This is a genomic window from Rhodococcus ruitaii, from assembly GCF_055230935.1.
The window spans coordinates 43,881-56,623 of sequence record NZ_JBUYWC010000018.1 but is presented as its reverse complement, the minus strand read 5'-3'; the positions used below and the strand labels follow the sequence as shown (position 1 = coordinate 56,623).

Sequence of the window (12,743 nt, the reverse complement as noted above, 5' to 3'; positions counted from 1 at the left end):
TTCGCCAGCGTGGCACTCGTCGTCCAGAAGTACGGAGGATCATCGGTCGCGACGGCCGAACGGATCCGGCGCGTCGCTGAAAGGATCGTCGAGACGAAGAAGGCGGGCAACGATGTCGTCGTGGTCGTCTCGGCGATGGGCGACACGACCGATGAACTCCTCGACCTGGCTCAACAGGTCTGCCCGGCTCCGCCGGCGCGCGAAATGGACATGCTCCTCACCTCGGGTGAGCGCATCTCCAACTCCCTCGTCGCCATGGCGATCCATTCGCTCGGTGCCGAAGCCCGGTCGTTCACCGGCTCTCAGGCGGGCGTCATCACCACCGCCAGTCACGGTAAGGCGAAGATCATCGACGTGACGCCCGGTCGAGTGCGTACCGCGCTCGACGAAGGCAGCATTGTGCTCGTCGCCGGCTTCCAGGGCGTCAGCCAGGACAGCAAGGACATCACGACGCTCGGTCGTGGTGGGTCCGACACCACCGCTGTCGCGCTTGCCGCAGCACTGAACGCGGACGTCTGTGAGATCTACACCGACGTCGACGGCGTGTTCAGCGCCGACCCGCGCATCGTCAAGGATGCGCAGCGACTCGACAAGGTCTCCTTCGAGGAGATGCTCGAACTTGCAGCATGTGGGGCCAAGGTCCTGATGCTGCGCTGCGTCGAGTACGCCCGCCGCTACAACGTGCCCGTGCACGTTCGTTCGTCGTACACCACCAAGCCCGGTACCCTCGTGACCGGATCGATGGAGGACATCCCCGTGGAAGAAGCCCTGATCACCGGCGTTGCACACGATCGCAGCGAATCGAAGATCACTGTTGTCGGACTTCCCGACACGCCCGGCTACGCCGCGAAGGTGTTCCGCGCTGTCGCCGACGCCGAAATCAACATCGACATGGTGCTGCAGAACATCTCGAAGGTGGAGACCGGCAAGACCGACATCACCTTCACGCTGCCGACCTCCGACGGCCCGCGCGCCGTCGAACTGCTCAGCAAGCGGCAGGAAGAGATCGGCTTCACCCAGGTGCTGTTCGACGACCACATCGGCAAGGTGTCGCTCGTCGGTGCGGGCATGAAGAGTCACCCCGGCGTCACCGCCAAGTTCTGCGAGGCGTTGGCGGACGCCGGTATCAACATCGACCTCATCTCGACCTCCGAGATCCGCATCTCGGTGCTGGTCGACGACAACGAACTCGACGACGCGGTGCGTGTGCTCCACGCCGCGTTCGAGCTCGGCGGCGCGGAAGAAGCCGTCGTGCATGCAGGGACGGGACGGTAATCATGACCACAATCGCTGTAGTCGGCGCGACCGGACAGGTCGGCATCGTCATGCGCACCCTGCTCGAGGAGCGCAACTTCCCGGCCGACAAGGTGCGGTTCTTCGCATCCGCCCGCTCGGCCGGCAAGAAGCTGCCGTTCCGCGGTGAGGAGATCGTGGTCGAGGACGCGGCTGCGACCTCCGACGAGGATTTGAAGGGCATCGACATCGCCCTGTTCTCGGCAGGCGGCACCCTGTCGCGTGAGCAGGCACCGCGGTTCGCCGCGGCCGGAGCCACCGTCGTCGACAACTCGTCTGCCTGGCGCAAGGACCCCGAGGTTCCGCTCGTGGTGAGTGAGGTCAACCCTGAGGAGGCGAAGAACCCGCCGAAGGGCATCATCGCCAACCCGAACTGCACGACCATGGCGGCGATGCCCGTCCTCAAGGCCCTACACGACGAAGCGGGCCTGCAGCGTCTGGTGATCTCGAGCTACCAGGCCGTGTCGGGAAGCGGCATTGCCGGCGTCGAGGAACTCCTCGGTCAGGCACGCGCCGTCATCGGCGACGCCGAGAAGCTCGTGCACGACGGCAGTGCCGTCGATTTTCCGGCGCCCGACAAGTATGTCGCGCCGATCGCATTCAACGTTCTCCCGATGGCCGGAGCGATCGTCGACGACGGTACCGGTGAGACCGACGAGGATCAGAAGTTGCGCAACGAGTCGCGCAAGATTCTCGGGCTCCCCGACCTGCTCGTGTCGGGTACGTGCGTTCGCGTCCCGGTCATCACGGGGCATTCGCTGTCGATCAACGCTGAATTCGAGCGTCCGCTCTCACCCGCACGCGCGCAGGAAGTTCTTGCGTCGGCTCCGGGCGTCAAGCTGGTCGACGTACCGACGCCGCTCGCGGCTGCCGGCGACGATGTGTCGCTGGTGGGTCGCATCCGCCAGGATCCCGGTGCTCCCGAAGGTCGTGGCCTCGCACTGTTCGTCTCGGGCGACAACCTCCGTAAGGGTGCTGCGCTCAACACTATTCAGATCGCAGAGCTCCTGGTGTAGCACTTCCCTGTCTTCTCGAGCGAATGGCTCCTTCGATCGATCTACTCGATCGAAGGAGCCATTCGCTCATTCGGGGTGGGGGCCTGCTACTCGAACATGCGATAGATCGCCTCGACGACCACTGCGGGCCGTTCGCTGTTCTCGAGTTCGATCACGCCCTCGATGACGATCTGGACGCCGCCCTCGGGTAGTTCGTCGAGCGATTTGAGGGTTGCGTCGAGTCGTACTCGGCTACCGGCGGGCACCGGGTTGGTCAATCGAACTTTGCCGAGTCCGTAGTTGAGGGCCAGCGTCACGCTGTCGACTTTCAGTACCTCGTACCACATCGGGATGATCAGCGAGAGCGTCAGATATCCGTGTGCGATCGGCCCGCCGAACGGGCTTTCCCTCGCCGCGCGTTCGGGGTCGATGTGAATCCACTGATGGTCGTCGGTGGCGTCGGCGAAAGTATCGATCCGATCCTGCCCGATGGTGATCCAGGAGCTGAGGCCGAGAGGCTTGCCGACGTGACCGGCAAGTTCGGCGAGGGTGGACACGTGGGTGCCGGTGATTTCGGTCGACGTCATACGGACTTCCTTACTGCTCGGTATTGCACTGTGCACGTATGTGATTCTTCTCTGCAGGCGTTGCTTTGGTTTCGGGTTGGGTATCGAATCGGTCTCGACACCCTGCGGTACCGTAGGTTTAAGATCAAAGCAGTCTGGACTGTTTGTTGTTTTACCGTTACGCTCGGTCGCGTGATCCACGACACTGCTACGACGGGTTCACGAACCCAAGCGCAACGCACCGCGGAGACTCGCGCGAAGTTGCTCGACGCGACGATCGACTCCCTCGTCGAATCGGGCTATTCGAGCACCAGCACCCAGCGCATCGCCAAGCGGGCAGGGGTGTCGCGCGGGGCGCAGCTCCACCACTTCCCGACCAAGGATGCCCTGGTGGTCGCGGCTGTGGAGCATCTCGTCGACAAGCGACTCGTCGAAATCCTCGAAGCGGAACCGGATCCCGAACTCGGGATCGAGACGCTGATGGACGCGTTCTCCGGGCCGCTGTTCGACGCCGCGCTCGAATTGTGGGTCGCGGCGCGTACCGATCCGGCGTTGCACGCCGCGATGATCCCACTCGAGCGCAAGGTGTCCGATGCGCTGCGCGTGGGGATGCTGGAGATCATGGGCGATCGGCTGAGTCCCGAGGCGATCGATCTCAGCATCGAACTGGCTCGAGGACTTGCGGTGTCGGCACTGATGCGCACTCCTGAATCCGATCGTGCGTTTCGGGAGTGGCTGCTCCCCACGTGGAAGGCTCTGGTGATGCCGTGAGACCTGAGGGCGCAGTGAGTCGGACGGCTCTCCCCGAACATGTACGTACCCTCATCGTCGGCGCGGGGTTCGGCGGAATCGGCATGGCTGCCACCCTCCTGCGCGACGATCCCGGAGCCGACGTGCTCGTCGTCGAACGCGGCGATGACGTCGGTGGAACCTGGCGGGAGAACACGTACCCCGGTGCTGCGTGCGATGTTCCGAGTGCGCTGTACTCCTTCTCCTTCGCTCCGGAATCCGAGTGGGCGAGGGCACACGGTACCCGGGCGGAGATCTACGCATACCTGCAAACGGTTGCCCGCCAGCAGGGGGTCACCGAACGGACGGTGTTCGGGTGCGAACTGCGCGACGCGCAGTGGGACGGAGAGCGCGCGCGATGGGTGGTGTCGACCTCGCGCGGCAACCTCACTGCCGACGTGCTCGTTGCCGCGACAGGTGCGCTGTCTACACCCACTCTGCCTAAGGTTGCTGGTCTGGAAGTGTTCAGCGGCACCATGTTTCACTCCGCAGAGTGGGACCACAACCATGATCTGACGGGCGCGCGGGTCGCGGTGATCGGTACTGGCGCATCGGCAATCCAGTTCGTTCCCGAGATCGTCGGCAAGGTCGAACGCCTCGCGCTGTTCCAGCGCACCGCTTCGTGGGTGATGCCCAAGCGCGATCATGGAATCGCTTCACCTGTGCGATCGCTGTACCGCCGATTCCCCGCGATCCAGAGAGCCGTTCGCGGTGCTGTGTACGGCCAGAAGGAAATGTACGTCGTCGGCATGACGAAACCGTTCGCGCGGAAGTACGCGTTGCCGCTGTTCGAGAAGCGTGCCCGTTCGTTCCTGCGCAAGCAGGTGTCCGACCCGGAGCTGCGGAACCGCCTCACGCCGGACTTCGCCATCACCTGCAAGCGAATTCTGTTGTCCAACGATTGGTTCCCGGCAATCACCCGAAGCAATGTCGAGCTCGTGTCGTCGGCGCTGACGTCGGTGACCGAGAACGGAGTCGTCGACGCCGACGGCAATGAATATCCCGTCGACACGATCATCTTCGGAACCGGATTCGCGCCGTCCGAGCCTCCCGTCGCACAACATGTCCGAGGGGAGCACGGACGGACTCTCACGGAAGTATGGAACGGAAGCCCTTCGGCGCACCTGGGAATCAGCGTCAATGGGTTCCCGAACCTGTTCCTCATGTACGGCCCGAACACCAATCTCGGACACAGCTCCATCGTGTACATGCTCGAGTCCCAGGCGGCGTACATCGCCGCCGTCCTGCGGGTCATGCGTGCCCGTCGTCTGGATGCGGTGGAGGTCAGAGCCGACGCACAGCGTCGCTTCGCCGAGGAACTCGACCCTATGCTGGCCGGTACGGTCTGGAACACCGGTGGCTGCAGCAGTTGGTACCTCGACAGGACCGGCCGGAACTCGGTGATGTGGCCGACCTTCACCTGGCATTACCGCAATCGGACCAAGCAGTTCGATGCAGAGAACTACGACCTGCGGGCCGCGAACACGGGAGCATGAGGATGGCCTACTTCGGCGTGCTGGTAATGGCCGGAGCCGGTGTCGGAGGCAACAGTTCACGATCCGACGTGAGGAGGCCCGACGATGCTGTGGAGCGTGCCTGAAAGCGACGACGACCGTATCGACCGGCCGGTGTCGCCACCACCACCGTGGCCGGCGAACGTGCGCGCCACCCTGTGGTGGCACCGTAGCACTCCCGGTGCTCGTGAATACGGGCCCGACGGACCGATCGTGCCCATGACGCTCGCGATGATGGTCGACTACCTGGATTCTCCGGTGGGCCCGTATCGCGAGATCCTGGCGAGCCCGGTGTTGCGCCGGGGGCTGATCCCCGCGATGGCGGTGCCGTTCATCGCCGTCGATTCCGAACCGTCGGTACACGGTGGCCGTGAGCACTGGAGATTGCCGAAGGTGCTCGCCGACTTCGGCGGAGACGTCCTGGGCGAGTTCACCGCAACCGGCGAGGGGTGGAAGGTCCGGACCTTGGCATTCCCGCGGGGGCCGCAACTGCCCATCGTCGGGGGTCTGACGTTCGCGCAGCCGGGCGTGAGCGGAGAACTTCATAGGGCTTCTGCGCGTCTTCGTGGTCGCTTCCGGTATGCACGGGTGACGGTGGATGCCGACGGCCCGACGCTGAGCCGCTGGCTGCGGTCGGGAACCCATCACGGAATCGTCATCACGTCCGGTTCGATGGCGACCGGGCCGGCCCGCATCGCGCGGTAGCGCCGGAGGTGCCGATGCCGAAGATCGGCGTGAGGCCTGATGGTGAACACTGCGATGGTGAACACTGGGAGCATGAACGACCCAGCCTTCGACACAACATCCGACACGATCGTGGGGTTGTGAACTGCTCGACATTCTGTGAATAGATGTGAACAAACATGATCGAATCTATTCCACAAGACGCGTGACACCAGCCGAGTGGGCCGTACCCGGGACATGCACCCGCAGACCCCCTACCGAGGGTTCCCTCAGGACCCGGATGCCGGTGCCTGCTCACCGAGGTCGGGTCCGGCGTGGACGGGACACCTCGCGCAGGGCACGCCCGAGACTGTGTCGAACCCCTCTGCGAGCATGATCACCGTGACATACCGCGACCGCCGGGCCCGGCTCGGAGCCGGGTGGGCAGTGGCGCCGTCAAGAATGCGTGGGCTGCACATTCCACGATATTGCGGGAGGCGAACCTGGTCGAGGCCGATCTGCGTGAAGCGCTGCTCGTCGGCGCCGACCTCAGCGGTGTGCGTGCCGGCGGGTTGCAGCTCGACGGGGCGGACCTGACCGGCGCCCGAATCGACGCGATGCTGTGGGTCTCCGCGAGCCTACGGGGCGCGAAGATCGAGTTCGGGCAGGCGTTGGCGTACGCGGGCGCAGGGACTCGAGGTCGCGCGGGGCTGAGGCCTACGACTGTTCCCTCGGTGTGAGCCCGCCGAGTTCGACGACGTATTCCTGCGCGGCCTCGTCCCAGGTGACAGAGTAGGTCGTGGGGTAGGCACCCGACTGCTGGTAGGCGGCGGGTTGGGGTAGGCCTTCGTGCAGATCCGGCTTCGACGTGAGCCACTCGCGGGTCATCATCGGCTCGATGAACACGACCTGCCCGTCCCACGTCCCGTGCAGCACGGTTTCGGTGAAGTGGTGATCGTGTTCGCCGGTGTCGAGCCAGTGCAGCCCCATGCCCGGAACCGTTCCCAGAAGTGGATCGTCGCCGGCTGCGTAACCGTCCGGTAGATACCGGGGGTCGGGGAGTCGGGTGGACGCTTCGATGTAGCCCGGCTTCAGCGGATCGATCGAGGCTCTGGCTGCCGCGTCGATCAGATAGAAGTGCACGTCGATATGGGGGATGTCGAAACCGTGCTCCGGGTTGTGACCGTGCGAATTCCAGTTCAGGGACACGTGATCGAAAATCGTCGTCGCGGCCTGCTCAGGTAGCGACAGGACGTACTCCTGCGTGGTCGGCAACATCCCGATCGGAAGCTCGTCGAGAGCGGCGGCGTCGAGGCGGACACCGACCGCGGTCGGTGTCCGGTCGTCGTCGAACGCGACATAGGTATGTGCGCTGCCGGCCCCGATCGACACCTCGTCGGCGCTGACGACCCCCGACATTCCGCCTGCGTGCGCGGCGTGGGAGGTGGCCACGAGTAGCGCGCATGCCGCAGTGACGAGCAAGGGCGAGCGTGTTCGAATGGCCATGGTTCCCCTGCGATGCATGCGGCTGGTGATTCGGATGGTATTCCCCTGACGGCCGGTCCCGTGCCGGGTACGTTGAATCGTGATGTTCCGGTTCTGCCCGCCGGTACATCGGGACTTTGTGCCTCGTTTTCTTGACCTATTCAAGAAAAGGTGATGAAGTGTGACTGGCAACACAGCGCGAGCCCACGTTGTGGAACGCTAGCGACCCGCCGCTCCGCAGCCCGGAGTGGTAGAGCGACAACTGGATACGAACTTCGACTCAACGCACGCACACCCGCGCATGCCTACGGAGGGACGATAATGACCCAGGACAAGTTGACGACCGGCGCAGGCGCCCCCGTCCCCGACAATCAGAACGTCATCACGGCCGGACCACGGGGCCCCCAGCTCCTCCAGGACGTCTGGTTCCTCGAGAAGCTTGCACACTTCGACCGCGAGGTCATCCCGGAACGCCGAATGCACGCGAAGGGGTCTGGTGCGTACGGGACGTTCACCGTCACCAACGACATCTCGCAGTACACGACCGCCAAGATCTTCTCCGAGGTCGGCAAGAAGACCGAACTGTTCGCCCGGTTCTCCACCGTCGCCGGCGAGCGTGGCGCAGCCGACGCCGAACGCGACATCCGCGGCTTCGCGGTCAAGTTCTACACCGAGGACGGCAACTGGGATCTCGTCGGCAACAACACGCCGGTCTTCTTCTTCCGCGACCCATTGAAGTTTCCCGACCTCAACCACGCCGTCAAGCGCGACCCACGCACGAATCTCCGTAGCCCCAACAACAACTGGGACTTCTGGACGAATCTTCCGGAGTCGCTGCATCAGGTCACCATCGTGATGAGCGACCGCGGTATTCCCGCTTCGTACCGGCACATGCACGGTTTCGGATCGCACACCTTCAGCTTCATCAACGCCGAAGGTGAGCGCTTCTGGGTGAAGTTCCACCACCGTGTCCAGCAGGGCATCGAGAACCTCACGGACGCCGAGGCTGCCGAACTCGTCGGTACCGACCGGGAGAGTCACCAGCGAGATCTCTTCGACGCGATCGAGGCCGGCGACTTCCCGAAGTGGAAGTTGTGCGTGCAGATCATGCCGGAGGCCGACGCCGCGAAGGTGCCCTACCATCCATTCGACCTGACGAAAGTGTGGCCGAAGGGCGACTACCCGCTCATCGAGGTCGGCGAGTGGGAGCTCAACCGCAACCCGGACAACTACTTCGCCGAGGTCGAGCAGGCCGCGTTCAACCCCGCACACGTGGTCCCGGGTATCAGTTTCTCTCCCGACAAAATGCTCCAAGGACGTCTGTTCTCCTACGGTGACGCACAACGGTATCGTTTGGGGGTCAACCACTTCCAGATTCCCGTCAATGCTCCGAGGAACGGTGTCAACAGCTTCCATCGCGATGGCGGGATGCGGGTCGACGGCAACCACGGTGGCAAGCTGCACTACGAACCGAACAGTTACGGTCAGTGGCAGGAACAGGCGGAGTACCGCAATCCACCGCAGTCGGTCGGCGATGTCGCCGATGCGTGGAACTTCCGTGAAGACGACGACAACTATTTTGCGCAGCCACGTGCGTTGTTCAACAACATGAGCGATGAGCAGAAGCAGGCCCTGTTCGACAACACGGCGCGCGCGATCGACGGTGCCGAGGAGATCGTGGTACAGCGGCATATCGACAACTGCACCCAGTGCGACCCCGCTTACGGCGAGGGGGTCGCGAAAGCAATCGCGGCACTCAAGGGGGAACGACCTAGCTAGATCCGGCTCACTTGTCGGGGTCGTCCGCTCAGGCGGGCGGCCCCGCTGTCGTCTGTGCGCCACCCGTGCTCAGGGTGGCGAGGATGCTGTCTCCCCTGGTCCAATGGTGGTTCCTTCCGGTCAGAGGCGGCGCAGAGCCCCGAGTGCGTCGTCTAGGAGATCGGCAATGGCGGGGCCGTTGGGATTGCGGTACCACTGCTCGACGGCTGAGAAGTAGCCGAAGATCAATGCTGACGACATGATGTGGGCCTCGGCGGGTGTGAATCCGCCGGATGCGGTGAGGATCGGAGCGAGCCGTTCAGCAGCATCGGCCAAAGTTTCGTAGGACGCCTTGCGGACGGATGGTTCGTCGAAGAAATAGCGGATGCGACGCAGAGCCAGGCCCCCGTCGGGGTCCCGTCGGTCTGAAGACGGCTCGAATCGCGCGACCACAGTTCGCACGGTGCCGACGAGGTCGTGCGGGTCGATAAGGGTGTTGAGTTCGGCTTCGCTCAAGGCGTCGAAGTCATCGGCCAGGACGATGCCCTCCTTGGTGCCGAAGTACCGGTAGACCGAGGACGGCGAGACTTCGGCCGCGTCGGCGATCTGTTCGACACTGACCTGGTGAAAGCCGTACTCGTCGAAGAGGTCGAGGGCGGTTCGTTGGATCTGGCGCATTGCTGCTCGTCGTTTGCGCTCTCTCAGTCCTGCTGCCACCTGCCCACCATACTGCAAGTCACTAGCAGTTGACTCATGGTCTCACTTTTTCTAGAGTTGCTATCAATTGGAAGTAACTCTCAGATTGGAGTGTGCATGCGCAAGGAACGCACGGCGTCGAGGCGGCTTGCGCTGTCGATCTGTTTGGGGCTGGGGCTGGCTGCCACGGTGATGACCCTGATCTGGATGGCCGTGGATCAGGTGACGAGTGACGGTGTTGCATCGCGTGTCCGCGAGGTTTACACGCCGTATGGTGAGGTTCCCGATCCGATCGTTCCCTGGGTCTTCCTGTACGGCGTCTTCGGGCTCGGGGTGGTGGGCTGGGGAAGTGCTCTCGCCGCGACGTGGCGCGGCGTGAGGTGGGCACGATCGTGGTCCACGGCCTGCTTCCTCGTGGGGAGTGCGCTGTTGATCTTCGCGGCCGTGGTCTCCGAGTATGACACGCCCATTCTGCCGCTGTCGTGGCGCATTGTGAGCATCGCTCTGGCTGCATTCGGCGCCATCACTCTGGCGATCGCCTGGCTTCCCGTCATCGATCGGATCGAGGAATGAACATTCCCTGATCGTCACCGGGTCCAGTGTCGGTAATGCTCGTGCCATCGCGAAGGTGGTCGCAGGAGGGGCGCCGAAGCCCGCCGACCTCCCGTCGCGTCGAATCGGTGGGTGACGGTCGCCACTACCTCTTTTCTTGACTAATTCCAGAAAAGCAGCATACTTGGGGTCATGCAGCACACGAATGAGCCACACTTCGACCCCAAGGAACAGCTTCGTTCCGTGGGGCTCCGGGTGACGGCCCCGCGTGTTGCGGTACTCGATATGGTTGCCCGGAACCCGCATTCGGATGCCGACGAGGTCGCTGCCGTTGTGCGAGCCGAACTCGGCAAGGTATCGACCCAGGCCGTGTACGACGTACTCAGGGCCTGCGTCGGTGCCGGGCTCCTCCGTCGAATCGAACCGGCAGGATCCCCCGCGCGGTTCGAGACCCGCACCGGAGACAACCACCACCACCTGGTCTGCCGTAAGTGCGGCACTGTCGTCGACGTCGACTGCGCCGTCGGTGCTGCACCCTGCCTTACCCCGTCGGATGCCGGAGGTTTCGTCGTCGACGAAGCCGAGGTGACCTTCTGGGGCCTGTGCCAGTCCTGCCGCTGAACCCAGTCGCAATCCGATCGATACACGGGTAGTCGCTCCGGCGACCCCGTGTCGACGTGTCGTACCCGGTCTCACGGGAACCGCCCATACGGAGGTCATGCATGACGAACACCCGATTCACCACCAACAATGCCGGCAACCCCATCGCCAGTGACGACACCTCGCTGACCGCGGGTGCGCAGGGGCCGCTCCTGCTGCACGACCATTACCTCATCGAAAAACTTGCACACTTCAATCGGGAGCGTGTCCCGGAGCGGGTGGTCCACGCCAAGGGCGGTGGAGCCTTCGGCGAACTTCACGTGACCGAAGACGTGAGTGCCTACACGAAGGCAAAGCTGTTTCAGCCGGGTGTGAGAAGTGAATCGCTGGTTCGCTTTTCGACTGTCGCGGGCGAGCAGGGGAGTCCTGACACATGGCGTGACCCGCGCGGGTTCGCTGTCCGGTTCTACACCGAAGACGGCAATTACGACCTCGTCGGCAACAACACGCCCGTCTTCTTCATCAAGGATCCGATCAAGTTTCCCGACTTCATCCACTCGCAGAAGCGTCTGCCGGGATCCGGCCTACGCGACCACACGATGCAGTGGGATTTCTGGACGCTGCGTCCCGAAACCGCACATCAGGTGACCTGGTTGATGGGCGACCGCGGCATTCCTCGTACCTGGCGGCACATGGACGGCTTCGGCTCGCACACCTATCAATGGATCAACGCCGAGGGTGAACGATTCTGGGTCAAGTACCACTTCAAGACCGATCAGGGCATCGAAACCCTTACTGCTGCGGAGGCCGACGTACTCGCCGGTACCGATCCCGACCACCACCGGGCCGACCTGTACCGGGCGATCGAGCGAGGCGAATTCCCCAGCTGGACGCTGTACGTGCAGGTGATGCCCGTCGCGGAGGCCGAGGGCTATCGCGTCAACCCGTTCGACCTCACCAAGGTCTGGTCGCAGAAGGACTACCCGCTGATCAAGGTGGGTACCTGGACCTTGAATCGCAACCCGCGGAACTTCTTCGCCGAGATCGAACAGGCTGCGTTCGCGCCGTCCAACATCGTGCCGGGCATCGGATTCTCACCCGACAAGATGTTGCTCGGTCGGGTGTTCTCCTACGCGGACGCACACCGCTACCGCGTCGGCGCCAACCACGCGCAGCTGCCGGTCAATGCCCCGAAGGGCACGGTCGAGTCGTACTCGCAGGACGGCAGCATGGTGTACTCGTTCAACGACCCGTCGATGCCGGTCTACGCACCGAACAGCTTCGGTGGACCACATGCGGACCCCGAGCGCGCGGGCGACGACGGACTGTGGACATTCGGTACCGAGGCGGTGCGTGCCGCATACGTCCGGCATGAGGAGGACGACGACTTCGGTCAGGCAGGCACCCTGGTCCGTGAAGTGATGGACGACGCCACGCGGGAGATTCTGGTCGGCAACATCGTCGGTCACGTCCTCGGCGGTACGTCAGAGGCGTTGTACGAGCGCATCTTCGAATACTGGCGCAACGTCGACACCGATCTGGGAAAGAGGGTCGAAGAAGGCGTGCGGTCCGCGGCCGAGTGACGTCGCGGGTACACGCCCCGAGGTCAGATCAGGCCCCACAGATAGATCGCAGCGGCCAATGCCCAGACGATCAGTGACTGTGCGTCCATGGTGTGAACCTCCCTTGTCGGTCGATGATGAACCGTACAACCATCATCCCTCGCGGCAGGCCCCGGGTCACGACCGTGTGCGCCGTCGACGCGATCCTGTGACGTGACCCAACTTCGCTCTGGTGTGGATTCGACCACACGATGGTTCGATCCGGAAGCA

At 63.7% G+C, this 12,743-nt stretch carries 12 protein-coding genes and 1 pseudogene; 10 read left to right on the top strand and 3 right to left on the bottom strand.

Annotated features, from left to right (window positions below):
- Positions 1-9: 9 nt before the first annotated feature.
- Both ACZI8W_RS21750 and ACZI8W_RS21745 read left to right on the top strand, forming a co-directional pair.
- Positions 10-1,275, top strand: a complete 1,266-nt coding sequence (locus tag ACZI8W_RS21750; protein ID WP_463370586.1) for an aspartate kinase — start codon at positions 10-12, stop codon at positions 1,273-1,275.
- Between the two features lie 2 nt (positions 1,276-1,277).
- Entirely contained in the window at positions 1,278-2,309 is a 1,032-nt protein-coding gene (locus tag ACZI8W_RS21745) for an aspartate-semialdehyde dehydrogenase (protein ID WP_463370585.1), read from the top strand.
- 86 nt (positions 2,310-2,395) lie between these two features.
- Here the strand turns inward: ACZI8W_RS21745 and ACZI8W_RS21740 are convergent, their stop codons facing one another.
- A complete protein-coding gene (locus ACZI8W_RS21740) occupies positions 2,396-2,875 on the bottom strand; it encodes a MaoC family dehydratase (protein ID WP_463370584.1) in 480 nt (159 codons plus the stop codon).
- A 171-nt stretch (positions 2,876-3,046) separates the two neighbouring features.
- Between ACZI8W_RS21740 and ACZI8W_RS21735 the strand changes: the two genes are divergently transcribed.
- From ACZI8W_RS21735 to ACZI8W_RS21720, 4 genes and pseudogenes are all read left to right on the top strand, one after another.
- Complete coding sequence (locus tag ACZI8W_RS21735) at positions 3,047-3,625, top strand: TetR/AcrR family transcriptional regulator (protein ID WP_463370583.1); 579 nt, start codon at positions 3,047-3,049, stop codon at positions 3,623-3,625.
- 14 nt (positions 3,626-3,639) lie between these two features.
- A complete protein-coding gene (locus ACZI8W_RS21730; protein ID WP_463370582.1) occupies positions 3,640-5,139 on the top strand; it encodes a flavin-containing monooxygenase in 1,500 nt (499 codons plus the stop codon).
- Positions 5,140-5,226: 87 nt separating this feature from the next.
- Positions 5,227-5,862, top strand: coding sequence for a hypothetical protein (locus tag ACZI8W_RS21725; protein WP_463370663.1), 636 nt, complete (start codon positions 5,227-5,229; stop codon positions 5,860-5,862).
- 446 nt (positions 5,863-6,308) lie between these two features.
- Positions 6,309-6,560, top strand: a pseudogene (locus ACZI8W_RS21720) (pentapeptide repeat-containing protein); the annotation flags it as partial.
- On the opposite strand, the gene ACZI8W_RS21715 reads toward ACZI8W_RS21720, so the two are convergent.
- Complete coding sequence (locus tag ACZI8W_RS21715) at positions 6,538-7,326, bottom strand: DUF5602 domain-containing protein (RefSeq protein WP_463370581.1); 789 nt, start codon at positions 7,324-7,326, stop codon at positions 6,538-6,540. The pseudogene ACZI8W_RS21720 and the gene ACZI8W_RS21715 overlap by 23 nt on opposite strands.
- Before the next feature lie 300 nt (positions 7,327-7,626).
- On the opposite strand from ACZI8W_RS21715, the gene ACZI8W_RS21710 reads away from it, so the two are divergent.
- Positions 7,627-9,084, top strand: coding sequence for a catalase (locus ACZI8W_RS21710; protein ID WP_463370580.1), 1,458 nt, complete (start codon positions 7,627-7,629; stop codon positions 9,082-9,084).
- A 120-nt stretch (positions 9,085-9,204) separates the two neighbouring features.
- Here the strand turns inward: ACZI8W_RS21710 and ACZI8W_RS21705 are convergent, their stop codons facing one another.
- Positions 9,205-9,780 carry a TetR/AcrR family transcriptional regulator gene (locus ACZI8W_RS21705; RefSeq protein ID WP_463370579.1) on the bottom strand — a complete coding sequence of 192 codons (576 nt, stop codon included), beginning with the start codon at positions 9,778-9,780 and terminating at the stop codon, positions 9,205-9,207.
- Between the two features lie 96 nt (positions 9,781-9,876).
- Here ACZI8W_RS21705 and ACZI8W_RS21700 point away from each other — a divergent pair, with 96 nt between their 5' ends.
- The 3 genes from ACZI8W_RS21700 to ACZI8W_RS21690 all read left to right on the top strand — a co-directional run bounded on the left by ACZI8W_RS21700 (position 9,877) and on the right by ACZI8W_RS21690 (position 12,494).
- On the top strand, positions 9,877-10,332 hold the full coding sequence (locus ACZI8W_RS21700; RefSeq protein ID WP_463370578.1) for a hypothetical protein: 456 nt from the start codon (positions 9,877-9,879) through the stop codon (positions 10,330-10,332).
- Between the two features lie 171 nt (positions 10,333-10,503).
- The gene (locus ACZI8W_RS21695; protein ID WP_463370577.1) at positions 10,504-10,932 is read left to right on the top strand and encodes a Fur family transcriptional regulator; all 429 of its coding nucleotides are present in this window, start codon (positions 10,504-10,506) and stop codon (positions 10,930-10,932) included.
- A 101-nt stretch (positions 10,933-11,033) separates the two neighbouring features.
- Positions 11,034-12,494 carry a catalase gene (locus tag ACZI8W_RS21690; RefSeq protein WP_463370576.1) on the top strand — a complete coding sequence of 487 codons (1,461 nt, stop codon included), beginning with the start codon at positions 11,034-11,036 and terminating at the stop codon, positions 12,492-12,494.
- Positions 12,495-12,743 lie beyond the last annotated feature (249 nt).

Excerpts from the sequence above, each read along its gene's own strand:
- ACZI8W_RS21745 (WP_463370585.1), top strand. The coding sequence starts at position 1,278 with ATGACCACAATCGCTGTAGTCGGCGCGACCGGACAGGTCGGCATCGTC.
- ACZI8W_RS21695 (WP_463370577.1), top strand. The coding sequence starts at position 10,504 with ATGCAGCACACGAATGAGCCACACTTCGACCCCAAGGAACAGCTTCGT.
- ACZI8W_RS21740 (WP_463370584.1), bottom strand. The coding sequence starts at position 2,875 with ATGACGTCGACCGAAATCACCGGCACCCACGTGTCCACCCTCGCCGAA.
- ACZI8W_RS21715 (WP_463370581.1), bottom strand. The coding sequence starts at position 7,326 with ATGGCCATTCGAACACGCTCGCCCTTGCTCGTCACTGCGGCATGCGCG.
- ACZI8W_RS21710 (WP_463370580.1), top strand. The coding sequence starts at position 7,627 with ATGACCCAGGACAAGTTGACGACCGGCGCAGGCGCCCCCGTCCCCGAC.
- ACZI8W_RS21690 (WP_463370576.1), top strand. The coding sequence starts at position 11,034 with ATGACGAACACCCGATTCACCACCAACAATGCCGGCAACCCCATCGCC.
- ACZI8W_RS21700 (WP_463370578.1), top strand. The coding sequence starts at position 9,877 with ATGCGCAAGGAACGCACGGCGTCGAGGCGGCTTGCGCTGTCGATCTGT.